This window comes from Herbaspirillum aquaticum, from assembly GCF_002213425.1.
Taxonomy (GTDB): domain Bacteria; phylum Pseudomonadota; class Gammaproteobacteria; order Burkholderiales; family Burkholderiaceae_D; genus Herbaspirillum; species Herbaspirillum aquaticum.
The window spans coordinates 420,633-446,278 of sequence record NZ_NJGV01000001.1; the positions used below are offsets into that span (position 1 = coordinate 420,633).

Consider the following 25,646-nt stretch of genomic DNA (forward strand, 5'->3'; position numbering starts at 1 on the left):
CGGGCCGGCTGGCCGATAATGTCGGCCGCGGCCGGTGCGCTTTCCTCCACGAAAGCCGCCCGGCCGGTTGCCTGCGCGCGCTCGGGGGAGCGTGCTGGCGGCCGGCGCCGCAGTCTCATTTCATTCCAAGATCAACCCATCGCCATCACACTACAGAGAGAGCCACGCACCATGGATCTGCCATCTCACCAACTCACCATGACGGTCCTGATGACCCCGGACATGGCCAACTTCGCCGGCAACGTGCACGGGGGCACCATCTTGAAGCTGCTTGACCAGGTGGCCTACGCCTGCGGCAGCCGCTATGCAGGCCAATACGTGGTGACCCTGTCGGTGGACCAGGTGATGTTCCGCCAGCCCATCCACGTGGGCGAGCTGGTGACCTTCCTGGCCAGCGTCAACCATACCGGCAAGTCGTCCATGGAAATCGGCATCAAGGTGGTCGCCGAGAATATCCGCACCCAGGAAACGCGCCACGTCAACAGCTGCTTCTTCACCATGGTGGCCGTGGACGACCAGCGCAAGCCGATCCCGGTGCCGCCGCTGCGTCCCTTCTCGCAGGAAGAAAAGCGCCGCTTCGACGCCGCCGTGATCCGCAAGTCGTTGCGCCAGGAACTGGCGCGCCGCTACGAGGAAGTCAAGCCGGGTAATGACAAGGCCAGCTGAGGCCAGCCGTCGGGACTGCCCAAAGCAAAAGGGGGATGCGCGATGGCGCATCCCCCTTTTTTTACGTCGGTCCGGCCGGCGATCAATCCAGTGTCACCACGACCGATCCCAGCACGCCCAGGTTGGCATGCATGGTCTGTCCGGCCTGTATCGGCATGGGGACGATGGTCGAGCCGCTGGCCACCAGTTGGCCGGCGGCCAGCGTCAGCCCGTGCTCGCGCAGTTCATTGGCCAGCCAGGTCAGGGCCACGCGCGGGTCTCCCAGCACTTGGGCACCACTGCCGGCGCGTTCTTCACCCCCCTCGATGCGGCCCGAGGTGGCCAGCGTGGACAGGTCCAGGCTGAGCCAGTCGACGCTGGCCGGGGCGCCCAGCACGAACTGGTCGGCACAGCAGTTGTCGGCGATCAGTTGCGCCGCGCCGACCTGGCGGAACAGGTCGTAACGGGTATCAGGAATCTCGATGCCAGGATGGATCGCCGCCACGGCCGCCAGCACCTCGTCCTGCGTGTAGGGCGTGCTGCGCGGGGCCAGCGTGCTGCCCATGCGGAAGACCACCTCCACCTCGGCCACCCGCATCAGGTTGTCGCCCAGGGTAATGTGCGCGCCGCTGCGGTGCACGCGTTCTGCCAGCAGGCGGCCTGCCAGCGGCGCATCGACGTTGAGCATCTGCTGTCCGCCAGGGCCGGTGGCGGCGATCTTCCAGCCGGCCAGCGGCGCGAAGCTGCGCGCTTCCAGGCGGCGCTGGATGTCATAGGCCTGGCGGCGGTCGGCCGGCTGCAGCTGCGGCGGCAACTGCGCGATGCGGCGGTTGTGCGCCCAGCAGTCCCACAGCAGGTCGGCCGCTTCCTGGCATTGTGTATCGGTCAGCACCAAGGTTTCCCCCTACAAAGATGATCTGGTTCAGGCGCTCAAGGGACCCAGTGCGCCGATGGCGATGGTCAGCAGTCCCAGGCACAGGTTGATGCCCACCAGCATGCGCACCTGGCGCAGCGCGCGCGAGGCGCGGTCCCAGTCCTGCTGGGCGGCCGCGAGCTTGAGGCGGCGGAAGGGCGCAAAGAAGATATGGGCGAAGATCAGCATCATCACCACGCCGATGCCGGTCATGGCGTGGACATACGGCGGCAGCTTGGCAGCGCCGGCTCCCATCACGGCCATCATGTGCAGGCCGCTGCCCAGCACCAGCGCGATGGCCACCCACACCCAGATGAAGAAATTGGCCAGCACGGCCGCCATCAGGGTCAGCCGCTGCTCGGGATGCAGCACCCCCAAGGCGGGCCGCAGGGCCATGTGGGCGAAGAACATGCCGCCGACCCAGAGGGTCAGGCCCAGCAGATGGAAGAATTTGGCAAACAGCATGGCGCTCCCGTCAGGAAAGTTCATATTCAGCTTTCGCCGCATTGTCGCATGAGTGGGAACACGGCGTATCGTCTGCCGAGCTAAAACGCCAGCTTGTGGTAATGTCTTGCCGAAACTCCAGCATCACCATTCATCGGGCGCTTGCTTGCGCCGCCATCCGGGGGGACGGTTTCACCATGTCGAACACCAGCAGCACCAGGACCACCAGCACTTCCAGTACCACCATCGGCGCCATTTACCTGTATCCCATCAAGTCTTGCGGCGGACTGTCCTTGCCCCGTGCCGAGATCGGTCCGCTGGGCCTGGCCCTGGACCGCCACTGGATGCTGGTCAACCGCCAGGGCCAGTTCCTGAGCCAGCGCACCCATCCGCAGATGGCCTGCATCACGCCCGCCTTCGAGGGCGAGGCGCTGGTAGTGCGCGCGCCGGGCATGCCTGCCCTGGAATTGGCCGCTGCCGGCCAGGACGGTGCCACACTCGCTGTGCAGGTCTGGGACAGCCGCCTGGAAGCGCTGGACCAGGGTGAGCAGGCGCGGGCATGGTTCTCGCATTACCTGCAGGAAGACGCCCGGCTGGTCCGTTTCAACCCGGCCGTGACGCGCACCTGCAGTACCCGCTGGACGGGCGACCACCGCGCCACGACGCAGTTCTCCGATGGCTACCCGCTGCTGGTGATCGGCCAGGCCTCGCTGGATGAACTCAACGCTCGTCTTGCGGCCAAGGGCGCACCGATCCTGCCCATGGATCGCTTCCGCCCTAACCTGGTGATCGCCGGTTGGGAGGCCTATGAAGAAGACTTCATCGATACCCTGCGCCTGGGCAGCGGCGCGGATGCCGTGGCGTTGAAGCTGGTGAAGCCTTGTGCCAGGTGCCCCATCCCCGGCGTCGACCAGCGCACCGGCCAGCGCGATCCGCAGTGGCCCGATGAACCGCTGGACACCCTGGCCACCTATCGCGCCAATGCCCGGGTGGGTGGCGGCCTCACTTTCGGCCAGAACGCCATCGTCATCGGCGGCGAGGGCGGCGTGATCGAGACCGGGCAGCCGGTCCAATGGGAACTGAATTTCTGAGAGCGTCCACCAGGGCGCCGTCAAGCGACATCCATGCAACATCAAGCCACACGCCACTCGTACTGCGGCAAGGAAGAAGATGATCAAGGCATTACGTAGACCGCTCCTGTTGACCCTGGCCCTGCTGGGCGCGGTCGGGAGTTTCATGATGGGGAGCGCCAGTGCCGAGCCCCGCACCGTGTTGATCGGCCTGGCCGCACCCATGAGCGGGCTCTCCGGCAGTACCGGGGTGGCCCTGGAGCGCGCGGCCCAGCTGGCGGTGGATGACCTCAACAGCGGCAAGCCCGTCATTGCCGGCGAGCCGGTACTCTTCAAGTTGCTGGCCCAGGACGACCGCGCCGACCCGCGCACCGGCGAGCTGATCGCCGACTACTTCGTCAAGAGCCGTGTGGCTGCCGTGGTCGGCCACTGGAACAGCGGAGTGGGCATTCCTGCTGCGCGCATCTATGCCGCTGCCGGCATCCCCCACGTGGCGCCCGCCGTCACGGCACCCGCCTACACGCAGCAGGGTGATGCCAGCGCCTTTCGTATCGTGCCGCACGATGGCGAGGGGGCGCTGCTGACGGCCGACTACGTGGTGCGCGACCTCAAGGCCGGCAACATCGCGGTCATCGATGACAGTACCGTGTTCGGCACCACCTATGCCGATGAATTCGTCAAGTCGGTCAAGGCCTTGCAGGGCAGGGTGGGGGCACGCTATACGGTCAGCAGCAAGACCTCGGACTTCAACAGCATCCTGCGAGCGATTCGCGACAACGATCCGGACGTGGTGTTCTTCGCCGGACTCGATGCCCAGGCCGCACAACTGGTGCAGGACATGCGGCGCCTGCAGGTCCGGGCGCGTCTGGTGGGCATCGGCGGTGTGGTCGGGCCGACCTTTCTCAAGCTGGCCGGTGCGGCAGGCGAGGGCGTGAGTGTCGTCGAGCCGGGCCTGCCTTCCTACAAGGGTCCGCAATGGACCCATTTCGAGCAGGCCTGGAAAGCGCGCTACCGTGAGGACATCTATCTCTACGCCCCCTTTGCCTACGACGCCGTGCGCGTGATCGCCGCCGCCATGCGCGAGGCCGATTCCGTGGATGCGGCCAAGGTCACGGCCAGCCTGCACCGGATCCGCTACAAGGGGATCTCCGGCAATATCGCCTTCGATGCGCAAGGCAACCTGCGTGATCCGGTCTTCACCCTCTACCAGGTCAGCCAGGGGCGCTGGCGCGTCATCCGCAGCATGGGCCATTCCGAGAAGAACTGAGGGCGCCCAAAAAACAATGCCGCCCGGCGTGAACCGGGCGGCATCGAATGGCAACGGCAGGTTTGCCTGCAGTGTGCTTACTTCTTGGGGCGGCCCACCTTCAGCGGGGTCAGGCTGCCGAGGATGTCCTTCAATTCGGTGATCTTCAGGTTCTTGATCAGCGACACGCCGATACGCAGCAGGTCGCTCTTCTTGATTTCCACGCCAGCCTTCAGGCAGGTCTTCTTGACCTGGGCCAGCACGGCGTATTCGTTCTCGGGCATGGTGAAGCTGTCGCGCACCTGCTTGACCTTCTTGGCCTTGGGGGCTTTCTCGACTTTTTCTACCTTCTCGGCCTTGACCGGCTTGTCAGTCTTCTCCGGCTTTGCGACTTTCTCGACCTTCTTGTCGGCTGCCGGTGCGGCGGCGGGCTTGGCGGCTGCACGGGTGGCAGGCTTGACGGCAGGTTTCTTCACCGCGGCGGGCTTGGGGGCTGCCGCCTTGGCGACAGGTTTCTTCGTTTCGGTTGCTGCTGCGGCTTGAACTCTGGTGGCCATGAACGCTCCTCTGAAAATTGATATAAACAATATATATTTTTTGCGCCTTTGCCGCAACATTCCTGCCGCCTGGCAACGATTTCATCGTCACTTTTCGTGTCTGCAAACGTTTTCAGGGATGGTCGGTGACCACAGCATACGCGTGTGGCCGCAGGTTGCGGCGAATTACCATGTCCCGGGCGAAATGAACTTCTCCAGATTCATGGCCGCGATGCTAGCAAGTCCAGGTTAAAACTCTGTGACAAAGGTCAAAACAATTTATACGAAGCGCCACGTCCAAAAAAAAAGCAGCCCGGCCTTGCGGACGGACTGCAATCAACAACGCTCTCTACCGGGGACTTACATGATGCTGTTGGCCACTGCTGGCAATTTGTCGCTGGCGACCGGCGTGCCGGCCGGCTGGTTGCCGGCAGCGGTCTTCAATGGGGTGACGGTCGCCGGGCCCTTGGGCTGGGCGGCTTGCGCCAGATCGTTCTGGCTGGTGAACTCCTGCAGGAACTGGGCGAAGCCGGTACCGACTTCCTTGTGCTTGAAGCCCATGGCCACGGCCGCCTTCAGGTAGCCCAGCTTGGAGCCGCAGTCGAAACGCTGGCCTTCGTAGCGATAGGCCAGGATCTGTTCCTGTTCCAGCAGGGCCGAGATGGCATCGGTCAGCTGGATCTCGCCACCGGCACCGGTACCGATATTTTCCAGGCGTTCAAAAATGGCCGGTGTCAGCACATAGCGGCCCACGACCGCCAGGGTCGACGGCGCCTCTTCCGGGGACGGCTTTTCGACGATGCCGCTGAGCAGCTCGGTACGCTCGCCATGCGCGGTGCCGCTGACGATGCCGTACTGGCGGGTTTCCGGACGTGGTACGTCCTGCACGGCCAGGAGGCTCTTGCCTTCGCGCTCGTAGAGTTCGGTCATCTGTGCCATCACGTTCTTCTGGCCGGGTGCGGCATCCATGAAGTCGTCAGCCAGCAGGACGGCGAAGGGCTCATCGCCCACGAGCGGCTTGGCCAGCAGCACGGCATGGCCCAGGCCCAGGGGTTCGGCCTGGCGCACGTAGACGCAGTTGATGTGCTTGGGAATGACGTTGCGAATGGTTTCCAGCAGCTTTACCTTGCCGGCGGCTTCCAGTTCGGATTCCAGTTCGTAGGCTTTGTCGAAGTGGTCTTCGATGGCGCGCTTGTTGCGGCCGGTGATGAAAATCATCTCGGTGATGCCCGCTTCCACGGCTTCTTCGACAGCGTACTGGATCAGCGGCTTGTCGACGATGGGCAGCATTTCCTTGGGCTGTGCCTTGGTGGCGGGAAGGAAGCGGCTGCCGAGGCCAGCGACGGGGAAAACGGCTTTGGTGATTTTTTTCATGGTAAGTCCAGGTTTGGTTGAGTGAAGGGCGTGACACCCTCATGCACACAATGCAGGCTCGCTCGCGCTCCTCACGCCTGTCTCTTGTTCTTGATCATCTTCATCTGCAAAAACGCGCGGCACCCCTGGAACAGGGGAGCCACACCGGGAAATGCGTGGCTCAGCGCATGCGCAACCGTTTCCAGCAGCGAGGTGCGCGGCTGGCGGCGCGGTTCTTGTGCCACCGGCCGGGCCGGTTCATCCACCAGCTCGATACGCTGCGGCAGGCTGCCTTCGTTGAGCTGCTCCAGCACCGAAGCCAGTTGCGGTGCCTTCACTGCAATCTGGTGCAGCATGTCGGCCGATTCGCGGGCATAGCGCGCATAGTGTTCCGCCAGGTCGGCCCCATCGGCGGCTTGCGGCGCAGGCGCGAACGCATTGAGCGCGAAGGCATTGGCGAAAACGGGCGACGGGCGGGCACTGGTTTGAATGGCGGACATGATCGGCGGCTCTCTCAACATATCGGGCTGGCAAATGCGCTTATTGGTATTGGCTTGGGGCTGGGTGCCGCAAACGATTGCATGCTGCACTGCGCCTATGGGAAGCAAGAGTAAAAAAACTCTCGCTTCCTCTCTATAGGAATGCCGCCTTTTGCTGTGTAGGAAAAGAGGAAGCTTGGTCTGCATCTACCCCGCCGACCCCCGCGACGATGTAACCGCATCCCCGTACAGGCTCGACAGCCGTACATGGCGGGCTTGTCCTACAGGGGAATGGGCCGCTGTCCGATACCTCTCCCGGACTGGTTTTTCTATGATCACCTCATCTGTTGCGCCGAGCGCTTGCAGAGAAGAGGAAGCCGCCCGGCGGATTCCGACATCAACCCAAGAACGACAGAACGATTGAAAGGGAACATCATGGAACACGGACTCATCGCATGGCTGATCATTGGTGCCGTCGCCGGCTGGCTGGCCGGTGTGCTGGTCAAGGGCGGCGGCTTCGGCTTGCTGGCGGACATCTTGATCGGTATCGTCGGTGCCGTCATCGGCGGCTGGCTGGCGGGCCTGTTGGGCATCGCCGTGGGTGGCGGCATCCTGGCCTCCATCGTCACGGCCACCCTGGGCGCCATCGTCTTGCTGGTGATCGTGCGTGCCTTCCGGCGTGCCTGACCAGGCCCACACGCGGCCGGGGATACCCCGGCCGGCGTGAAGCTCCAATGAATGCGTCCGTGCCTGCGCCCGGGCGCGTTTTGCTTTGCGCAATCATGCTTCATGCGGCAGCGGCAAATGGCCGGGATCTCGGCCCGCCAAGCGCAAAAATTGTGATCTGCGGCAAGACTCCTGCAAGAATGTTCATATCGATGTTGCAGCGCGCCATCCCCGCGTTACAATAGTCGTGACGTTAGTAAAAGATTAAGTTGCGAAGGGGCGCACCCCTGGCCTGCGCCTTCGATTCCTCAGGTATTCCTTCATCCAGAAAAAACATCATGAGTAGCGTCAATCCCCTTGCCGGCAAGCGTGCCGCGCCTTCCGCCCTGGTGAACCTGCCGGTGCTGCTGTCGAACTACTACAGCCTGCGTCCTGATGTGGCCGAGGCGGGCCATCGGGTGGCCTTCGGCACTTCCGGCCATCGAGGCAACGCCAATGCCCACAGTTTCAATGAATGGCATGTGCTGGCCATCACCCAGGCCATCTGCGATTACCGCAAGGAGCAGGGCTTCAAGGGGCCGCTGTTCCTGGGCATCGATACCCACGCCTTGTCGGAACCGGCCTGGCACAGCGCGCTGGAGGTACTGGCGGCCAACGAGGTGGTGACCATGCTGGCCGAGGGCAGCCCTTATGCGCCCACGCCGGCCGTCTCGCATGCCATCCTTTCCCACAATCGCGTGCACCGCGACAAGCTGGCCGACGGCATCGTGGTCACGCCTTCGCACAATCCGCCCGACAACGGCGGCTTCAAGTACAACATGCCCAATGGCGGCCCGTCGGACTCCAACGTCACCAGCTGGATCGAGAAGCGCGCCAATGGCTATCTGGAGCACAAGCTCGAAGGCGTGCGCCGCATCAGCTTCGAGAAGGCGCTCAAGGCCGACACCACGCGTCGCTACGACTATCTGGACAACTACGTTGGCGACCTGCCCAACATCATTGACCTGGGCGCCATTTCGGCGGCCAACGTGAAGATCGGCGTGGACCCGTTGGGCGGTGCCGGCTTGCATTACTGGTCGGCGATCGCCGATCGCTACAAGCTCAACCTGGAAGTGGTCAACACCGATGTGGATGCCAGTTTCCGCTTTGTGCCGCTGGACTGGGACGCGCAGATCCGCATGGATCCCTCCTCGCCTCATGCCATGAGCGAGCTGATCGCCCTGAAGGACCGCTTCGACGTGGCCATGGCCTGCGATACCGACCATGACCGCCATGGCATCGTCGCCAAGAGCACCGGGCTGCTGCCGGCCAATGACTATCTGTCGGTGGCGGTGTATTACCTGTTCCGCCATCGCCCCGCCTGGCGCGCCGATGCGGCCGTGGGCAAGACCCTGGTGTCGAGCCAGATGATCAATCGCGTGGCCAACCACCTGGGCCGCAAGCTGCTGGAAATGCCGGTGGGCTTCAAGTGGTTCGTCGACGGCCTGTATGACGGCAGCCTGGCCTTCGGCTGCGAGGAAAGCGCCGGCGCTTCCTTCGTGCGTTTCGATGGCCAGCCCTGGAGCACCGACAAGGACGGCATCACCGCCGCCTTGCTGGCCGCCGAGATGACTGCCCGCACCGGCAGCGACCCCGGCCAGATCTACCAGGACCTGACCCGGCAACTGGGTGCACCCGTCAATGGCCGCAAGGAAGCGGCTGCCACACCGGAGCAGAAGGCGCGCCTGTCCAAGCTCTCGCCTGAGGACGTGAGTTCCACCGAACTGGCCGGTGAAACCATCCGCGAAGTCATGACCACCGCGCCTGCCAATGGCAAGGCCTTTGGTGGCCTGAAGATCGTCACCGACAATGGCTGGTTTGCCGCGCGCCCGTCGGGCACCGAGAGCATCTACAAGATCTACGGTGAAAGCTTCCGCGATGAGGCGCATCTGGAGCGCATCTTCGCCGAGGCACAAGAGATCGTGACGCGTGCGCTGAAGTCGAGCTGAAGCGCCGCTGTCCTCTGTCCTCTGCGTGGAGAACGCCGCCGCCCTTTGGGTTGGCGGCGTTTTTTTCGTGAGTTCCTACAGGCGAATGGGCCGATGTCTGGCTGAGGACAGGGCAGGGGCTTCTTAAGATGGTGCATCGATCCAATTTCGCCAGGAGGACTGCCATGGAACCGTCTCAGCAGGATCCCCTATCGTCTCGGCGTCCGCCGCCGCCTGCTTCGCAGGCAGCCTTGCTGCGTCCGCCCGGCATTCCCGGCGGCTCCCAAGCCAGTCCCGCGCCCGACCACATCGTGGCCGACCCCGGCCATGTGGTGGAGCCGGATGGGACCGAGGATCCCCTGGCCAATGCCGATGACGGCCTGCTGCCCCAGCCGGGCCAGCCCGCACCCCAACCTTCACCCCCTCAGGAGAACGCCATGCACAAGCCCCAGGACACCCCGCCGGTAGAAGTCCCGCCCCTGGATCCCACCCCGCCGCAGGATCCCATCCCGCATCAGAACCCGATGGCTGGCCAGCGCTGAGGCGCGCGGCTTTCCATTGAACCCGATTGCCATCCCGCAGGAGGCCCGTTTGAACCAGTCCTTGCATACCCCGCAGGAAATACCGCCCGTCAACGAACCCAACATGCCGCCGCCAACGCTGCCCGAAGATGAACCGGTGCCGGTGGAGGATCCGCCGGCCAATCCTGTGCCGACGGACAAGCCGCTGCGGATGTAAGGAGGTTGCGGCCCCGCAGGCTTGCCTTGCCTGATGGCTACATGCCCAGCCCATGCTGCGCGTGTAGCCATTTTCTTCATCTCTGAAAAACTGCCTTTTCTTGCCGCCCGCATTTCTCGTGGCCCAGCGCCGCGCTGCCAGCTTTTTCCTTCATTTCAGCATCAAACCAGCCTTCTCCAGCGCGGGTTCGGCCGGAAAACCTCGCCCCAATCTCCTCTGCTGATTGAGACTTTTCAGGTTCAACTCCGCTTGCATTTGTGGAACCATTCGGTTTTTTTGGCCGCAGTAGGTCGATGGAGCCAGTCCCGCCCGGGCCTCCATCCCGCTGTGGTCGAACAAGGAGTGGCGCCGTGTTCCCCTATCCCCCGCAGCCTTCCGGTTTTCCGCCCGCGCGCCGTCCTGTGGTGCAGGCGGCGCTGCCTCTTTTCGTGCTGGTGCGGCATGGGGCCGGCAGCGCCTGGCCGCAGCAGGTCTTGTGCGAACCCGTGACCAGCGGGGAGGCCGCAGGCACCGATGCCATGGTGCTCTATTTTTCTCCCCTGGAAGCCAGTATCGACGCGCTCTGGCAGGACTTGCCGCCGGAGCGCTACCAGGTTCTCCCGGTCTCGGCCTTTACGCCCGATGACCTGCTGAGGCGCCACCACGGACGCCTGCCGGTCTGCCTGCACCTGGCCTGGGGCGCGCAGGACGGCTGCCTGGCGGTACGCGCGCAGGGCGGTCCGGTGCGGATTTCGTCGGCCAGCGTGGCCCAGGTGTCTGCAATGACGGACACCATCCCGTTGGCCATCAGCCACGCCGAACTGGCCGGCTATGCCCGGCTCTGGGAGGATGCCGGGCTCTTCGCCCATAGCGAGACCCATGCCCGCCTGCTGGCCTTGTCCCCGCAAGAACGCCATCGCCACGCCGAGCGCGCCCTGATGCGCATACCGGGCAAGGCGCTCCCCGGGCAACAGATCAACCAGCTGGCGCTGTACGACGCTGAATCGGCGCAATGGCACTTCATCGCGCTGGATCTGCTTGCCGGGCAGAACTGACTTCCTGCCGTGCATTGAGAGTTTTCTGATATTCACGGCCTGCTCCTTCTGCAACCATGTCTGACAAGTGTGTCGCCACGCCGCCGTCCTGACCCGTCGTCCGTAGAAGGAGCTCTCCATGATTCGCTTCCTTGCCGTTGCCTCTGCCTGGAAAGCAAGCGCATTGCGCTGCCTGCCGCTGGTGCTGCTCTTTGTCTGCTTCGCGGCACTGCCGGGTTCACCCGAGCCGCCGGACGAGGTGCTGGACAGCTGCCTGGCGGTTGACCGGATTCCCCTGAGTGCGGTCAGCATTGATCCCGTGGCGGGGCGGGTGGAGGTTATGGAAGGCGGTCCCGCTTCACCTTACCGCCTCTATCTGCCAGATGGCGACAACCGCACTCTGCGTATCGGCTATGCCAGCGGCAAGCCGCCCGGCCGTGATTACCTCTTCGTGAACTCGCACCGCGGCTACCTCGACCGTGCCATCGGCCTGGCGCCGGACGCCCCAGCCCGGCTGGAGCGCCCCCAAAAAGCCTCCTTTGCCATGCTGGGCTACCTGGGCGAGCGCTACCTCTGCCTGATGGAAATGCACGGGCAGGGCAGCCGCAACCGGAAACGCTCGGCCTATGTGGCCCGCATTCCCATGCGCATGGGCGTGGAAATGAGCCTCTACTACAAGCTGGCGGCTTTGCCGGCCTCGCCGCAGCTGCCTGCTTTGCCATCCCCTTCGTCCTCTTCGCCGGCGCCGGCCGCGTTGCCACGCTGAGGGCGCTTGAGGCTGACTGCCTTTCATACGTGATAATGCAGGTTGCCCAAGCCTGCCCCCAGCTTTATACTTCGCCCCTTAGCATTGCTTCTGGTATCCCGTGCGCAGCCGCGCCCGGGATTGAAACGGGAAGCCGGTGCGGCCGGTGCCACAGCATCGTGCCAAAGCCGGCGCTGCCCCCGCAACGGTAAGCGAGGAAGGACACGCACTACGCCACTGTGCCCCGCGCATGGGAAGGCGCCTGTCCCGAAGCCCAGGCTTCCCCTCGCCAGCCCGGAGACCGGCCCGAGGCAAGTTCTTGAATGCATCGCGGAGGGCGATCATGCGGAAAGCTTCCATCATTTCCCGCTGGTGTGAACCGGCGCCGTCAGCCGACGGCGGGATCGTGCTTGGGCGCTCGCCGTGTGGTTTCCTTCGTTTCATCCACCCGTCCAAGGAAATCGCATGTCCACTCCCTCCGGCCTCAATGCCCGTCACACCGCTGATTCTTCCTCTTCCAGCCACACCGGCAGCCAGGTCTGGCGCGACCGCATCGCGCCCTCGCTGCTGGCCTTCGCGCTGGGCGTGGCGCTGATCTACGGGGCCGGCTTCGCCTCCAAGGTGGAGCTGCACAATGCCGCCCATGACGGCCGCCATTCCGCCGGTTTCCCCTGCCACTGAGGAGCGGACGATGAACTGGACCGTATTCCGGCGCATGGCGTCGGCAGTGGTGGTGGCAGGCGCCTTGTCGGGCGTGCTGCTGTCGGGCGTGCAGCAATTCCAGGTCGAAAAGATCATCCTCAAGGCCGAGGAATATGAAAAGGCCGGCGAATCTGCGGCCCCGGCAGCCGATGACCATGCCCACGAGCCGGGTGCGCCGGCGGCTGCACACGAGCACACCCACGCCAACGCGCATGAGCACGAACACGCGCATGACGCCAATGCCTGGGAGCCGGCTGACGGCGCCGAGCGCACCGGCTATACCGTGCTGGCCAACGTCAGCATGGCGGTCGGTTTCGCCCTGATGCTGGTGGCGGCCTTTGCCCTGAGCGGACGCCGCATCACCTGGCGCAGCGGCCTGCTGTGGGGCCTGGCCGGCTATGGTGTGTTTTTCGTCGCGCCCTCGCTGGGCCTGCCGCCGGAAGTGCCGGGTACCTTGGCCGCGCCGCTGCAGGCGCGCCAGCTGTGGTGGGTGATGACGGCGGCAGCGACGGCGGCCAGCCTGGGCTTGTTCGTCTTCACCCGTGGTTGGCCCTGGAAGCTGGTGGGCGTACTGCTGCTGGTGGCGCCGCACTTCATCGGCGCGCCCCAGCCGGAAGTCCACGGCAGCGTGGCCCCGGAAGAGCTGGCACAGGCCTTCATCCGCGCCACGGCGGCAGCCAATGCCGTGTTCTGGCTGGCCCTGGGCGGGCTGACCGGTTTCTTCTATCGCCGTTTCGCCTGATTGGCGGGTCTGGCGGGCCCAGGCGGGCCCCTGTCCGGCGTTGCGGCGCCGGGGAAAGCAAAGCATCAAAGCCATGAGAACTCATCATCGTCACGTGCTCATGTGCGTGGGTCCGCGTTGTACCGAAAACGGCGTGCTGGCCGAAGCCATGTTCGGCGTGCTGGGCGAACAGATCGACGCCCGTCCCGAGCTGCGCGTCAAGCGTACCCGCACCCACTGCATGGTGGCCTGCAAGGCGCAGGCGCCGGTGGTGGTGGTCTATCCCGAGGGCGTGTGGTATCGCTGCGCGGATGCCGCCGCCATCGAGCGCGTGGTGGTGGAGCACCTGGAAGGCGGGCGCGAAGTGAGTGACCTGGTCTTCCATCGGCTGGGGAGCGGCGACGTACTGCCGGAAGCGGAGGCCACCGATGCATGAATCCATGGCCCGTATCGTCCTGCTGACGCACGCCCCGACCGACCTGGCGCTGCTGGCCGCGGCACGCGCGCAACTGCCGGCGGATTTTCCCACCGTGGCGGGCTACGACATGCAAGCCCTGCAATCGGGCAGCGATGAGCAGGGCCAGCCGCTGCGCACGCTGGCGACCCTGCTGCGCGCGGAGCTGGCCAGCGCGCAGGTGATCGTGCTGCGGGTACTCGGACGGCTGGGGGCAGTGGCCGGTTTTCCTGAATTGCTGCGGGCCGCGCGCGCCGAAGGACGCCACCTGATCGTGCTCTCCGGCACCGGCGAGCCCGATGCCGAACTGGCCGCCGCTTCCACAGCCGCACCGGATGTGCAACAGCAGGCGCTGGCGTATTTCAACGGCGGCGGCAGCGTCAACCTGGCGCAGCTGCTGCGCTGCCTGTCCGACCGCCTGCTGCTCAGTGGCTACGGCTACGAGCCCGCGCAAGCCTTGCCCGAACACGGCCTCTACCATCCCGACCTGGAACAGGACGCCGGCCTCGACGACTGGCTGGCCCTGCGTGCACTAGCCCCGGCGGGCAAGCCGGCGGTGGGCATCATCTTTTACCGGGCGCACTGGCTCTCGGGCAATACCGCCTTCATCGATGCGTTGGTAGCGGCACTGGAGGCGCGCGGCATGGATGTGCTGCCGGTCTTCACGTCCTCGCTGCGCGTGTCGGCCAGTACTGGCGCGGCCTTGCCCCCGGCGCTGGCGTATTTCGCCGAGGGCCGGGTCGATCTCATCATCAACACCACCAGCTTCGCCATGGGCGAGATCACGGCTGGCGGCGTTACGCCCGCAGGCTGGTCGGTCTCGGTGCTGGAGCAGCTGGACAGGCCGGTGCTGCAGGCCATCACCAGCGGCATGACGCTGGACCAGTGGCAGCATTCCACGCGCGGCATGAATCCGCTGGATGCGGCCATGAACGTGGTCCTGCCCGAATTCGACGGCCGCGTCATCGGTGTGCCGCTATCCTTCAAGCACACCAGCCAAGCCGGCGTGGTGCAGTACCAGGCCCTGCCGGACCGTGTGCGCCGCATCGCCGGGCTGGCGCAGCGCCTGGTGCGCCTGCGCTGCACGCCCAATGCGCAAAAGCGCATCGCCTTCATCTTCACCAATTCCAGCAGCAAGGCCGCGCAGATCGGCAATGCCGTGGGACTGGATGCGCCCGAGTCGCTCATGGCCGTGCTGCGCGCGCTGGCGGCCTATGGCTACGGCATCGGCGACCTGCCCGACACCGGCACGGCGCTGATCCACGAGCTGGTGGATCGTTGCTCCTACGACGACATCCTGCTCACCGAAGACCAGCTGCGCCGTGCTGCCGCACGCATCCCGGCGGCGCGCTATGCGCAATGGTTCGACGCCTTGCCCGCCGCCTTGCAGGCCAGGATGCAGCGCCAGTGGGGCGCCGCACCCGGTGAGGCTTACGTGCACGACCAGCACCTGGTCATCGCCGGCCTCGACCTGGGCAACGCCTTCGTGGCGCTGCAACCGCCGCGCGGCTACGGCATGGACCCGGACGCCATCTACCACCAGCCCGACCTGCCGCCCACGCATCACTACTACGCGCTGTACCGCTGGCTGGATGAAGAATGGGGCGCGGATGCCATCGTCCACGTCGGCAAGCACGGCACCCTGGAGTGGCTGCCGGGCAAGGGCGTGGGCCTGTCTGAAGAATGCTTCCCGGATGCCTTGCTGGGCGACGTGCCGCTGTTCTATCCCTTCATCATCAACGATCCCGGCGAAGGCTCGCAGGCCAAGCGCCGCGCCCATGCCGTGGTGGTGGACCACCTGACGCCGCCCATGACCACCGCCGACAGCTACGGCGCGCTGGCCCAGCTGACGCAACTGGTGGACGAGTATTACCAGGTCGAGGTGCTCGATCCCGCCAAGCTGCCGCTGTTGCAGCAGCAGATCTGGGAGCTGGTGCGGCAGACCAATCTGGATACGGACCTGCAATACAAGCTGCTGCATCATGACCACGATCATGACCATGGGCACGGTCACGGTCACGACCACGCGCATCACCATCATCACGGACATCACCACGATGACCATGGCCATCATCATCACGGTCACGACCATGACCACGCGCACGACGACGGCGCGCTGCCGCACGCCCTGAGCGAACTGGATGGTGCCGGTGTGGCCCACCTGATCGAGGATCTCGACGGCTACCTGTGCGAACTGGGCGCGGCCCAGATCCGCGATGGCCTGCACATCCTCGGCCGCATGCCCGATGCGCAGCAGCTGCCGGACATGCTGGTGGCCCTGACGCGCCTGCCCAACCAGGACCTGCCCGGCCTGCAGGAGGAAGTGGCGCGGCTCTTCGGCCTGTCGCTGGACATGCTGCTGGAGCACAAGGGCCGCCGCCTCAACATCGACGATGCGCTGTCCCGCACGGCCGGACGCGCCATCGTCACCCGCGCCGATGCGCTGGAAGCCATCGATGCGCTGTGCCTGTCGCTGCTGCAGGCCCTGCAGCAGCACGACTTCGCGGTGCAGGCCATCGAGCCAGTCATCCAGGCCATGTTCGCCCCGCTGTTCAGTACCCCCGCCGAAGAAAAGCCGCGCCTGCAACCGACCCAGCAAAAAAGCGCAGGCAGCGTTCTGGGTGGCATGCGCGCCATGGCGCGACCGGCCGCACCGCTCAAGCGCGCAGTACCAGCTGCTGCCATCAAGGCCACCGACACCAGCGCCGTGCGCCGCATCCTGGCCTTCGCCTGCGAGCAGCTGGTGCCGCGCCTGCAGCGTACCGAGGAGGAAATCAGCAACCTGCTCAACGGCCTGCGCGGTGGCTACATTCCGGCCGGACCCAGCGGATCGCCCACACGCGGCATGGCCCACATCCTGCCGACGGGCCGCAATTTCTACTCGGTCGATCCGCGCAGCGTACCCTCGCAATCGGCCTGGCGCGTGGGCCAGCAACTGGCGCGCGAAGTGCTGGAGCGCCATCACCGCGAGAGCGGCGACTATCCCGAGAGCGTGGCGATCAGCATCTGGGGCACCAGCGCCATGCGTACCCATGGCGACGATGTGGCGCAGATCCTGTCATTGATGGGCGCGCAGCCGGTCTGGCGCGAGGGCAACCGGCAGGTGGCCGGGGTCGAGCTGATCCCGCTGGATCAGCTGCAGCGTCCGCGCATCGACGTGACCACGCGCATCAGCGGCTTCTTCCGCGATGCCTTCCCGCAGTTGATCGAACTCATCGACGATGCCGTCCAGCTTGCCATCGCCGCGGATGAGCCCGAACACCTGAACTTCGTACGCAAGCACTACCTGCGCGATCTGCAGCAGGCCATGCAGGGCGGACTGGGCCAGGCCGAGGCGGCTGCACAGGCGTCTTATCGCGTCTTCGGCGCCAAGCCGGGCAGCTATGGCGCAGGCATCCTGCCCCTGATCCAGGAAAAGAACTGGCAGGACCAGGCCGACTTCGCCGAGGCCTACATCAACTGGGGCGGCTATGCCTACGGCCGCAAGGTGCAGGGTGCGGACCAGCGCGAGGCCTTCCGCCAGCGTCTCTCGGGCGTGCAGGTGGCCTTGCACAACCAGGACAACCGCGAACACGACATCTTCGACAGCGATGACTACCTGCAGTATCACGGCGGCATGATCGCCACCATTCGCGCCTTGTCGGGCCAGCAGCCGCGCCATTATTTCGGCGACAGCCACGACCCGCAGCGCGCCGCCGTGCGCGACCTGAAGGAAGAAACCCTGCGCGTCTTCCGCGCCCGCGTGGTCAATCCCAAGTGGCTGGCCAGCATCCGCCGCCACGGCTACAAGGGCGGCCTGGAACTGACGGCCACCGTCGATTACCTGTTCGGCTACGATGCCACCGCGCAAGTGATGGAAGACTGGATGTACCAGCAATTGGCCGAAACCTACGGTTTCGATCCGGCCATGCGCGAGTTCCTGGAACAGGCCAACCCCTGGGCCCAGAACGCCATCGCCGAGCGCCTGCTGGAAGCCGCCAGCCGGGGCATGTGGCAGACACCTGCAGTACAGACCATCGAACAGTTGCGCTCACTGTACCTGCACAGTGAAGCCCTGCTGGAAGCGCGCGGTGAAACCGTGCGCGGCAGTGAACATACCAAGGACATGCAATGACGGCGCTCCATGCCTATCCCTTCGCGGCCATCGTCGGCCAGCCGCTGCTGAAGCAGGCGCTGCTGCTGTGTGCAGTCGATCCCGGCATCGGCGGCGTGCTGGTGCGTGGCGACAAGGGCACGGCCAAGAGCACCGCCGCCCGTGGCCTGACCCAGGTACTGCCGCCAATTGCCGTGAGCGAGGGCTGCGCTTTCCATTGCGCCCCAGGCCACCCGGCCACTGCCTGTACAGTTTGCAATACAGATCCGGTACAGCGCCAGGACACCGTCCCCTTCGTGACCTTGCCACTGGGCGCTACCGAAGATCGCGTACTCGGTTCGCTCGACCTGCAGCAGGCGCTGCAAGGCGGCCAGCGCGCGTTCCAGCCGGGCCTGCTGGCAGCGGCGCATCGCGGCATCCTCTACATCGATGAGGTCAACCTGCTGGCTGACCACCTGGTCGATGTGCTGCTGGACGTGGCCGCCATGGGCGTGAACTCGGTCCAGCGCGAGGGCATCTCCATCAGCCATCCCGCGCGCTTCACGCTGATCGGCACCATGAACCTGGAAGAGGGCGATCTGCGGCCGCAATTGCTGGACCGCTTCGGTCTCATGGTGGAAGTGAGCGCACCAACCGACAAGACCGTGCGCGCCGAGGTGGTCCGTCGCCGTATCGCCTTCGAGACCGATCCTGCCGCCTTCGGGCAGCGCTGGCAGCCGCAACAGGATGCCTTGCGCGCGCAGGTGGCCGAGGCCCAGCGCCTGCTGCCGGAGGTGGTGCTGGACGATGCCATGCTGGAGCTGATCAGCCATCTCTGCTGCGAGTTCGAGGTAGCCAGCCTGCGTGCCGACATCGTCATGCACAAGACCGCGCGCGCCATCGCCGCCTTGCAGGCGCGCACGCAGGTCACGCCGGATGATGTGCGCGAAGCGGCCTTGCTGGTGCTGCCACACCGCCGCCGACGCAAGCCCTTCGAGCAGGCCGGCATGGACGAGGACAAGCTGGACGATCTGGTTGACCAGGCGCGCCAGCCAGAGCCGCCGCAGCCGCAAGACGCGCACGACGACGCCCCGGGTGAGCAAGCCACAGGGTCGCCAGCTTCCGATGAGCCTCAGCAGGAGCAAGAGCAGGAGCACGAACAGGAAGGTGAGGGCGGGCAACAGACCTTCGCCGTTGCGGCATCAGGAACGGCCCGCGCAATCAGCGTGGCCGCCACGCCGCAGTCTGCGCCCAATACCGCCAGCGGCCGCCGCAGTGCAGTCGCTGATGCCAACCGGGGCAGCGCCGTGCGTGCCGTCCCCGACGTGAATCCCGACCGCTTGGCCATCGGTGCCACCCTGCGCAGTGCCGCCGTGCGTGGCGCGCTTGCGGGTGAGGCTGGCGGGCCACTGACGGTTACGCGCGATGACCTGCACCGCCAGGTCCGCAGCGGGCGCGGTGCCAACCTGATCGTCTTCGTGGTCGATGCCTCCGGCTCCATGGCCGCGCAACGGCGTATGGAAGCGGTCAAGGGCGCGGTGCTCGCGCTGCTGACCGATGCTTATCAGCGCCGTGATCAACTGGCCGTGATCGCCTTCCGTGGCGAGCAGGCGCAATTGCTGCTGGCTCCCACGCGCAGCGCCGACCTGGCCGAGCAGGGCTTGCGCGAACTGCCGACCGGCGGCCGCACGCCCTTGCCGCACGCCCTGCAACTGGCAGCGCAAGTGCTGCAACAGGCGGCGCAACACACTGCGCAGCAAGCACCGCCGCTGCTGGTGATCCTCTCCGACGGCAAGGCCAACGTCAGCCTGCCCGGCAGCAGCGGCGACCCCTGGAGCGAAACCCTGCAAGCCGCACAGGCGCTGGCCGCACAGGGCGTGCCGGCCCTGGTGCTGGACACCGAAGCCGGCTACCTGCGGCTGGGCCGTGCAGCCCAATTGGCCGAGGCGCTGGGTGCGCCTTGCCTGACCCTCGAACAACTGACCGGCGACGCCCTGGCGTTGACGGTGCGTGCGCAACTGGGCGCGCGCTGAACAAGGAACACACATGATCATCTGCATCGGTGCCGGACCCGGCGACCATTCCTACCTGACCCTGCGCGGCGCGGACTTGATCCGCAATGCCGACGTCGTGGCCGGCTTCAACGCTGTGGTCGATGTGGTCAGGGACCTCATCCCCGCCAGCGCCCAGGTCGTGCTGATGGGTTACCGCGACCAGGTCGCCAAGCTCGACGAAGTCGCCGCCCTGCATCACGCAGGCAAGCGCTGCGTGGTGGTCTTCATGGGCGATATCCACTTCAGCGGCTTCCAGTACCTGGAGCGCGTGGAGCGCGCCTGCGGCCATCGCGTGGAAACCCTGCCGGGCATTTCCTCGGCGCAGATCCTCGCGTCCAAGGCGCGGGTGTGCTTTGATGAAACTACCTTCATCACCTTCCACCGGCGCGGCGACCTGGAGCCTTTCAAGCGCCACCTGGTGAACGTGTTGAACGATGGGCGCAATGCCATCGTCATCCCTTGTCCGTGGGATGCGGCGCGCTCCTTCATGCCCCGCCACATTGCGACTTACCTGCTGCAGCAGGGCGTCAATCCGGACCACCCCACCGAAGTCTGGGAAAACCTGACCCGGGGCGAAGCCGAGTGGCACGGCAAGCTCTCCGATTGTGCCGACAAGGAATTCAGCGACATGAGCATCATGCTCATCCGCACCTTGACGCCCATGGACAGCCAGATCGAACCGCCGCCGGAGAAGCTGGCAGCGGGAGCCCCGGCATGAGCGCCACGCGCCAATCGGCCGTCGTGATCGCCGGCCATGGCAGCCGCGATCCCGATGCCCTGCGGGAATTCGAGGCACTGGTCGCGCTGGTGCGGGAACGCGCCCAAGGCCGCATCGTGCGCCATGGCTACCTGGAATTCGCGGCGCCCACGATTTCGGAAGCGGCCGCTGCCTGCGTGGCCGATGGCGCCACCGAAGTGGCGGTCGTGCCCGGAGTGCTGCTGGGCGCGCGCCACGCCAAGAACGACATGCCGGCCGAACTGCTGGCACTGGCCCGCGATTATCCGCAGGTCGATTTCCATTTCGGCGCGCCCATGGACCTGCACCCGCTGCTGCTGCAACTGGTGCAGCAGCGCGTGGTGGAAGCCGAGGCGGGCTCCGAAGAAATCATCCATCGCCAGGATGCCTGCCTGGTGCTGGTCGGCCGTGGCACCACCGACCCGGACGCCAATGGCGAGATCGCCAAGCTGGCACGCATGGTGCAGGAGGGCATGGGCTTTGGCGGCGTCAAGGTGTGCTTCTCGGGCACGGCCACGCCGCTGGTGCGGGACGGCTTGTCCCAGGCCGCAGGCGAAGGCTGGCAGCGCCTGGTGGTGTTGCCGTTCTTCCTCTTCGATGGCGTGCTGGTCAAGCGCATCTACGCCGCTGCCGATGAACTGGCCCAGCGCGAGCCGGGCGTGGAAGTGCTGAAAGCCGCCTATCTGGGCGTGCATGCGCACGTAGCCGACGTGATGCTGGAGCGCGCGCGCGATGCCGCTGAAGGCCGTGCCGCCATGAACTGCACGCTCTGCAAGTACCGCGTGCAGATCGTCGGTTTCGAACAGCAGGTCGGCGAGCCACAGCGTGCGCACCACCTGCAGGTGCGCGATCTTTCCGCGCGCGAGCAGCTGGCGCCGGCCACGGCAGGCACGGCGCCTTACGTGCCCCATCCCATCGAAGCCGAAAGCATGGAGATCATCCAGGCCGGACGCGACTGGAGCAGCTTCCCGCCCGAACACCTGACGGTCCTGCAGCGCCTGGTCCATACCAGCGGCGACTTCGCCGTGGCCGATGAAATCTATTTTTCTGCCGGTGCCGTGCAGGCCGGCATGAAGGCCTTGCTGCGTACCAAGCGGGTAGTCACGGATGTGACCATGGTACAGACCGGCCTCAAGCGCGCGGTTCTGGAACAGCTGGGTGTGGAGACCTGGTGCGGCGTGCACGATCCCGAATCGCACCTGATGGCGCAGAACCTGGGCATGACGCGTTCGGCCGCCGGTATCCGCCGCGCCTGGCAGAAGTTCGGCAATGACATGGTGCTGGCCATCGGTGATGCGCCAACGGCCATCACCGAGGCGGTACGCCTGATCCGCGAACATGGCTGGCGGCCGCAGTTGGTGATCGGCTTGCCGGTCGGTTTTGTCGGTACGCGCGAGAGCAAGGACGAACTGCGCCGCTGCCTGCAGGTGCCGCGCATCACCAACAGCGGCACGCGCGGCGGGTCGCCCTGGGCGGCCAGCGTGGTCAATGCACTGATGATCGATGCCATCGCCTGGCTGGTCGCGCAGGAAGCGCAGAGCGAAGGCGTGCCGTGATGGAGACCGGCGGCGAGCTGCGGCGTGCCGAGTACGACCTGTCCGTGCTTGCGCCCAATGGCCTGCGGCGCGGACGCAGTACCGGCAGTTGCGCCACGGCTGCGGTGCGTGCGGCCTTGTATCGTTTGCTGGCGGGCATGACGGTGCAGCAGACCGAAGTGAGCCTGCCGGATGGCTTGCATTACCTGAGCGTGCCGATCCAGTCGGTGAGCATGATCGATGCCGAGACCGCACAGGCGGAAGTGCTCAAGGACGGCGGCGATGATCCCGACAACACGCATGGCGCCACGATCTTTGCGCAGGTGCGGCGCAATGGAGCAGGCGAGATCCGCTTCTTCGCTGGCGAGGGCGTCGGTACGGCCACCATGCCGGGCCTGCGCGTAGCGGTTGGCGAGCCGGCCATCAACCCGGTGCCGCGCGCCATGATGCGGGCGGCCGTGGCTGAGGTGCTGGCGGAGGTGCAGGCGGAGGCAAGCGCTGGTGGATTCGACCTCACCATCGGTTGTCGTGAAGGCCTCGCCATCGCGCCCAAGACCTTCAACCCCAAGCTGGGCATCGTCGGCGGCATTTCCATCCTGGGGACCTCGGGCATTGTGGAGCCGATGTCGATGGCGTCCTGGATCGCCTCCATCGAGGTCTACATCCGCGTGGCCCTGGCGGCCTGTGCGCCGGGCGATGCGGTGGCCTACCTGCCGGGCAAGATCGGCCGCGTGTTCGTGGCACAGACGCTAGGCCTGCCCGACAAGCGCAGCGTGCAGATCGCCAATTTCCTCGGGGATGCGCTGGACTTCACGCAACAGGCACTGGCCGAGGAAGCCCGCACGCTGCCGCTGCTGTGGCTGGCGGGGCATCCGGGCAAACTGGCCAAGGTGCTGGATGGGGTGTGGGATACGCACTCCAGCAAGAGCAACATGGCCATGCAGGGCGTGGCCCGCGTGGCCGAAGAAATGAACGCGACAGGGCAGGGCGTCTTGTTTGACGCCGCCCTGCTGCAGCAGATGAAGGAAGCCAATACGGTGGAAGCAATCATAGAACTGGTGCGCCAGCAGGATGCCGCGTTGTCGCGCCGCCTCTGGTGCGAGATCGAAGCCCGCATTGCGGCGCTCACCCATGCGCGCGTGCCGGCGGTCCAACGCATTGCAGTACGCTTGTTCGACCTGGACGGACAGCAGCTGGGAGAGGGCGCATGAGCGGGCGTCTCACGGGCATCGGCGTAGGCCCCGGTCCGGCCGGCTACCTGCCGCTGGCGGCGCTGGCTGCGCTGCGCTCGGCCGATGTGATCTACATTCCGCGTGCGCGCGGCGCCGAGCTGTCGGTGGCCCTGCAATGCCTGGAGGGCGTGGAGTTCGATCGCAGCCGCCTGTGCGAGATCGAGTTCAACATGGACCCGGACCGCCAGGTCCTGCAGGAACATTACGCGCAACTGGGCCAGCAGTTGGCGGCGCAATTGCGTGAAGGCCTGCAGGTGGTGTATCTCACCATCGGTGATGCGCTGACCTATTCGACCTACGGCTATGTGCTGGCGGCCGTGCGTGACCTGTATCCCGAGTGCGACTGCGTGACGCTGCCCGGCATCACCAGCTACGCCGCTGCGGCCGCCGCCCTGGAATGGCCGCTGGGCGTGGGCAAGGAGCGCACGCTGATCCTGCCCTGTCCCGAAGACGCCGCCACGCTGCGCGCCGAGATCGAAGGGCATGACATCGTCGTATTGATGAAGGTCGGCGCGCGCCTGCCCTGGGTGCTGGCCTTGCTGCGGGAGATGGGCATTGCGCAGCACTGCGGCTTTGCGCGCCGCATCGGGCTGGAAGGCGAAGTGCTGGCCAGTGACCTGACCGCATTGGATGCGGCAGGAGCCAGTGGCTACCTGGCCGTGCTGCTGATCCGCAAGACGGCCCAGGCGCAGCGCCACCGCGCGCCCCACGAGAATTCGAAAGGAAATGCATGAAAGTTTATTTCGTCGGTGCCGGCCCCGGTGCGGCCGACCTCATCACCCTGCGCGGTGCGCGCCTGCTGGGCCAGGTGCGCATGGTGCTGTATGCCGGCTCGCTGGTGCCGACCGCCTTGCTGGAACATTGCCACCCCGAGGCCGAGATCATCGATACGGCGGCGCTCGATCTGGAGCAGCAGCAAGCCTGCTACGTCCGTGCGCAGGAGCAGGGCATCGACGTGGTGCGCCTGCATTCGGGCGACCCGGCCATCTACGGCGCGACAGCCGAACAGATGCGCCGGCTCGATGCACTGGGCATTGCCTATGAAGTGGTGCCGGGCGTATCCTCCTTCACCGCTGCGGCAGCGGCAGTCTCGGCCGAACTGACCAAGCCCGAAGTGTCGCAGAGCGTGATCCTGACGCGGGTGTCGGGACGAGCGTCGGCGGTGCCGGAATCGGAATCGATCGCCTCGCTGGCGGCGCATCGCGCCACCATGTGCATCTTCCTCTCCGGCCCGCACTTGAAGAAGATCGTCAACGACCTGCTGCTGCACTATCCGCCGGACACGCCCGTGACATTGGTCTACCGCGCCACATGGCCGGAGCAGCGCATTTACCAGGGCTCGCTCGACAAGGTGCTGGAAGAGAACAAGCGTGGTGAGTGGAACCTGACCACCATGATGCTGGTCGGTGCCGCCCTGGACAAGGAGCAGGTCGCCGAGTCCAGTCTTTATTCCAAGGACTTCACGCACCTCTTCCGCGTGGTCAAGAAGAACAAGGACGCCGCATGAACCCGCCCGTCGGCCCGGCTGAACTTGGCCTGTGGCCGGTGCGCGCCGAGGCGGCGGCGCTGGCCCTGCACCTGCAGGACAAGCTGGGCGGCGAGCTGTATCAGCCGTGGCTGCAGGCCGAGGGCGGGTTGTCGCAGCGCCAGCAGTTTGCGCTGGCCTATCGCCGTCATCGTCAATGGATCATGATCGGCGCCACCGGCATCGCCGTGCGCTTCCTGGACGGCCTGCCGCAGGACAAGCACAGCGATCCGGCGCTGGTGGTGGTCGATGAGGCGGCGCGCTTTGCCATCGCCTTGCTGGCCGGTCATGAGGGCGGGGCCAACGGCCTGGCCTATCGCGTGGCGCAGGTGAGCGGGGCGCAGCCGGTGGTGACGACCGCCACTGAAGCGGTCAAGCCGCTGGTGCTGGGCATCGGATGCCGCAAGCTGGCCTCGGCGCAGCAGATCTCCCATGCGGTGACACAGGCGCTGGACCTGTGCCCCGGCACGTCACTGGCAAAGGTGCGGGAAGTAGCCACCATCGACATCAAGGCGCAAGAGCCGGGCCTGCTGGCGTTTTGCGCCACCCACGATCTGCCGCTGCGCGTGATTGCCCGCGAGCAGATCGCCCAGCGTGCCTGGGTCGGCAAGCCCTCGGCGTGGGTGCGCCAGAATGTCGGCGTGGATGGCGTCTGCGAACCGGCGGCCTTGATCGCCAGCCCGCGTGGCCGGCTGTTGCTGGGCAAGACGGCACTGGATGGGGTGACCGTGGCCGTGGTGGACGATGCCGATGCCTGGCGGATATTCAAAGACAAGCAGTAAAACATGGAAAGTATGCAG

General features: G+C 65.8%; 25 protein-coding genes and 1 riboswitch. Of the genes, 20 read left to right on the plus strand and 5 right to left on the minus strand.

The window, feature by feature from the left end:
- The first annotated feature begins 171 nt into the window (after nucleotides 1-171).
- Complete coding sequence (locus CEJ45_RS01890) at nucleotides 172-666, plus strand: acyl-CoA thioesterase (protein ID WP_088753545.1); 495 nt, start codon at nucleotides 172-174, stop codon at nucleotides 664-666.
- 82 nt (nucleotides 667-748) lie between these two features.
- Here CEJ45_RS01890 and CEJ45_RS01895 read toward each other — a convergent pair whose 3' ends face one another.
- Together CEJ45_RS01895 and CEJ45_RS01900 are read right to left on the minus strand one after the other, a co-directional pair.
- Nucleotides 749-1,537, minus strand: coding sequence for a 2-keto-4-pentenoate hydratase (locus CEJ45_RS01895; RefSeq protein WP_088753630.1), 789 nt, complete (start codon nucleotides 1,535-1,537; stop codon nucleotides 749-751).
- A gap of 30 nt (nucleotides 1,538-1,567) precedes the next feature.
- The gene (locus CEJ45_RS01900) at nucleotides 1,568-2,023 is read right to left on the minus strand and encodes a CopD family protein (protein WP_088753631.1); all 456 of its coding nucleotides are present in this window, start codon (nucleotides 2,021-2,023) and stop codon (nucleotides 1,568-1,570) included.
- A gap of 176 nt (nucleotides 2,024-2,199) precedes the next feature.
- On the opposite strand from CEJ45_RS01900, the gene CEJ45_RS01905 reads away from it, so the two are divergent.
- Together CEJ45_RS01905 and CEJ45_RS01910 are read left to right on the plus strand one after the other, a co-directional pair.
- A complete protein-coding gene (locus CEJ45_RS01905) occupies nucleotides 2,200-3,093 on the plus strand; it encodes an MOSC domain-containing protein (RefSeq protein WP_088753546.1) in 894 nt (297 codons plus the stop codon).
- Between the two features lie 79 nt (nucleotides 3,094-3,172).
- Complete coding sequence (locus CEJ45_RS01910; protein WP_088753547.1) at nucleotides 3,173-4,339, plus strand: branched-chain amino acid ABC transporter substrate-binding protein; 1,167 nt, start codon at nucleotides 3,173-3,175, stop codon at nucleotides 4,337-4,339.
- 77 nt (nucleotides 4,340-4,416) lie between these two features.
- Here the strand turns inward: CEJ45_RS01910 and CEJ45_RS01915 are convergent, their stop codons facing one another.
- From CEJ45_RS01915 to CEJ45_RS01925, 3 genes are all read right to left on the minus strand, one after another.
- Nucleotides 4,417-4,875, minus strand: a complete 459-nt coding sequence (locus CEJ45_RS01915) for a hypothetical protein (protein ID WP_088753548.1) — start codon at nucleotides 4,873-4,875, stop codon at nucleotides 4,417-4,419.
- A gap of 339 nt (nucleotides 4,876-5,214) precedes the next feature.
- A complete protein-coding gene (gene galU, locus CEJ45_RS01920; RefSeq protein WP_088753549.1) occupies nucleotides 5,215-6,228 on the minus strand; it encodes a UTP--glucose-1-phosphate uridylyltransferase GalU in 1,014 nt (337 codons plus the stop codon).
- Nucleotides 6,229-6,299: 71 nt separating this feature from the next.
- Nucleotides 6,300-6,707 carry a hypothetical protein gene (locus tag CEJ45_RS01925; RefSeq protein ID WP_088753550.1) on the minus strand — a complete coding sequence of 136 codons (408 nt, stop codon included), beginning with the start codon at nucleotides 6,705-6,707 and terminating at the stop codon, nucleotides 6,300-6,302.
- A 414-nt stretch (nucleotides 6,708-7,121) separates the two neighbouring features.
- On the opposite strand from CEJ45_RS01925, the gene CEJ45_RS01930 reads away from it, so the two are divergent.
- The 17 genes from CEJ45_RS01930 (at nucleotide 7,122) to CEJ45_RS02005 (ending at nucleotide 25,628) form a co-directional block, all read left to right on the plus strand.
- Nucleotides 7,122-7,373, plus strand: coding sequence for a GlsB/YeaQ/YmgE family stress response membrane protein (locus CEJ45_RS01930; protein WP_017450312.1), 252 nt, complete (start codon nucleotides 7,122-7,124; stop codon nucleotides 7,371-7,373).
- A gap of 317 nt (nucleotides 7,374-7,690) precedes the next feature.
- A complete protein-coding gene (pgm, locus tag CEJ45_RS01935) occupies nucleotides 7,691-9,340 on the plus strand; it encodes a phosphoglucomutase (alpha-D-glucose-1,6-bisphosphate-dependent) (RefSeq protein WP_088753551.1) in 1,650 nt (549 codons plus the stop codon).
- Nucleotides 9,341-9,504: 164 nt separating this feature from the next.
- Nucleotides 9,505-9,861 (plus strand): hypothetical protein, encoded by a 357-nt coding sequence (locus CEJ45_RS01940; protein WP_088753552.1) that lies wholly within the window; start codon nucleotides 9,505-9,507, stop codon nucleotides 9,859-9,861.
- A 49-nt stretch (nucleotides 9,862-9,910) separates the two neighbouring features.
- Nucleotides 9,911-10,057: a hypothetical protein gene (locus CEJ45_RS24895; protein WP_167386278.1), complete on the plus strand. Its 147-nt coding sequence runs from the start codon at nucleotides 9,911-9,913 to the stop codon at nucleotides 10,055-10,057.
- 350 nt (nucleotides 10,058-10,407) lie between these two features.
- Nucleotides 10,408-11,091: a hypothetical protein gene (locus CEJ45_RS01945; protein ID WP_088753553.1), complete on the plus strand. Its 684-nt coding sequence runs from the start codon at nucleotides 10,408-10,410 to the stop codon at nucleotides 11,089-11,091.
- 118 nt (nucleotides 11,092-11,209) lie between these two features.
- A complete protein-coding gene (locus tag CEJ45_RS01950) occupies nucleotides 11,210-11,836 on the plus strand; it encodes a hypothetical protein (RefSeq protein WP_088753554.1) in 627 nt (208 codons plus the stop codon).
- Between the two features lie 74 nt (nucleotides 11,837-11,910).
- Nucleotides 11,911-12,139, plus strand: a riboswitch (cobalamin riboswitch).
- A 141-nt stretch (nucleotides 12,140-12,280) separates the two neighbouring features.
- Nucleotides 12,281-12,496, plus strand: a complete 216-nt coding sequence (locus CEJ45_RS01955; protein WP_088753555.1) for a CbtB domain-containing protein — start codon at nucleotides 12,281-12,283, stop codon at nucleotides 12,494-12,496.
- Between the two features lie 10 nt (nucleotides 12,497-12,506).
- A complete protein-coding gene (locus tag CEJ45_RS01960; protein ID WP_088753556.1) occupies nucleotides 12,507-13,259 on the plus strand; it encodes a CbtA family protein in 753 nt (250 codons plus the stop codon).
- A 73-nt stretch (nucleotides 13,260-13,332) separates the two neighbouring features.
- Nucleotides 13,333-13,674: a (2Fe-2S) ferredoxin domain-containing protein gene (locus tag CEJ45_RS01965; RefSeq protein ID WP_167386279.1), complete on the plus strand. Its 342-nt coding sequence runs from the start codon at nucleotides 13,333-13,335 to the stop codon at nucleotides 13,672-13,674.
- Nucleotides 13,675-13,678: 4 nt separating this feature from the next.
- Complete coding sequence (locus CEJ45_RS01970) at nucleotides 13,679-17,806, plus strand: cobaltochelatase subunit CobN (protein ID WP_420913278.1); 4,128 nt, start codon at nucleotides 13,679-13,681, stop codon at nucleotides 17,804-17,806.
- Complete coding sequence (locus CEJ45_RS01975) at nucleotides 17,803-19,797, plus strand: putative cobaltochelatase (RefSeq protein WP_088753559.1); 1,995 nt, start codon at nucleotides 17,803-17,805, stop codon at nucleotides 19,795-19,797. The genes CEJ45_RS01970 and CEJ45_RS01975 overlap by 4 nt, the downstream gene beginning before the upstream one ends.
- Before the next feature lie 13 nt (nucleotides 19,798-19,810).
- Nucleotides 19,811-20,536, plus strand: coding sequence for a cobalt-precorrin-7 (C(5))-methyltransferase (locus CEJ45_RS01980; protein WP_088753560.1), 726 nt, complete (start codon nucleotides 19,811-19,813; stop codon nucleotides 20,534-20,536).
- Complete coding sequence (locus CEJ45_RS01985) at nucleotides 20,533-22,110, plus strand: precorrin-8X methylmutase (RefSeq protein WP_088753561.1); 1,578 nt, start codon at nucleotides 20,533-20,535, stop codon at nucleotides 22,108-22,110. The genes CEJ45_RS01980 and CEJ45_RS01985 overlap by 4 nt, the downstream gene beginning before the upstream one ends.
- Entirely contained in the window at nucleotides 22,110-23,300 is a 1,191-nt protein-coding gene (gene cbiD / locus CEJ45_RS01990) for a cobalt-precorrin-5B (C(1))-methyltransferase CbiD (protein ID WP_088753562.1), read from the plus strand. The genes CEJ45_RS01985 and cbiD overlap by 1 nt, the downstream gene beginning before the upstream one ends.
- The gene (gene cobI, locus CEJ45_RS01995; RefSeq protein WP_088753563.1) at nucleotides 23,297-24,055 is read left to right on the plus strand and encodes a precorrin-2 C(20)-methyltransferase; all 759 of its coding nucleotides are present in this window, start codon (nucleotides 23,297-23,299) and stop codon (nucleotides 24,053-24,055) included. The genes cbiD and cobI overlap by 4 nt, the downstream gene beginning before the upstream one ends.
- Nucleotides 24,052-24,828 carry a precorrin-4 C(11)-methyltransferase gene (gene cobM / locus CEJ45_RS02000; RefSeq protein ID WP_088753564.1) on the plus strand — a complete coding sequence of 259 codons (777 nt, stop codon included), beginning with the start codon at nucleotides 24,052-24,054 and terminating at the stop codon, nucleotides 24,826-24,828. The genes cobI and cobM overlap by 4 nt, the downstream gene beginning before the upstream one ends.
- Entirely contained in the window at nucleotides 24,825-25,628 is an 804-nt protein-coding gene (locus tag CEJ45_RS02005; protein WP_088753565.1) for a cobalamin biosynthesis protein, read from the plus strand. Before cobM ends, CEJ45_RS02005 begins: the two co-directional genes overlap by 4 nt.
- The last annotated feature ends 18 nt before the right edge of the window (nucleotides 25,629-25,646 follow it).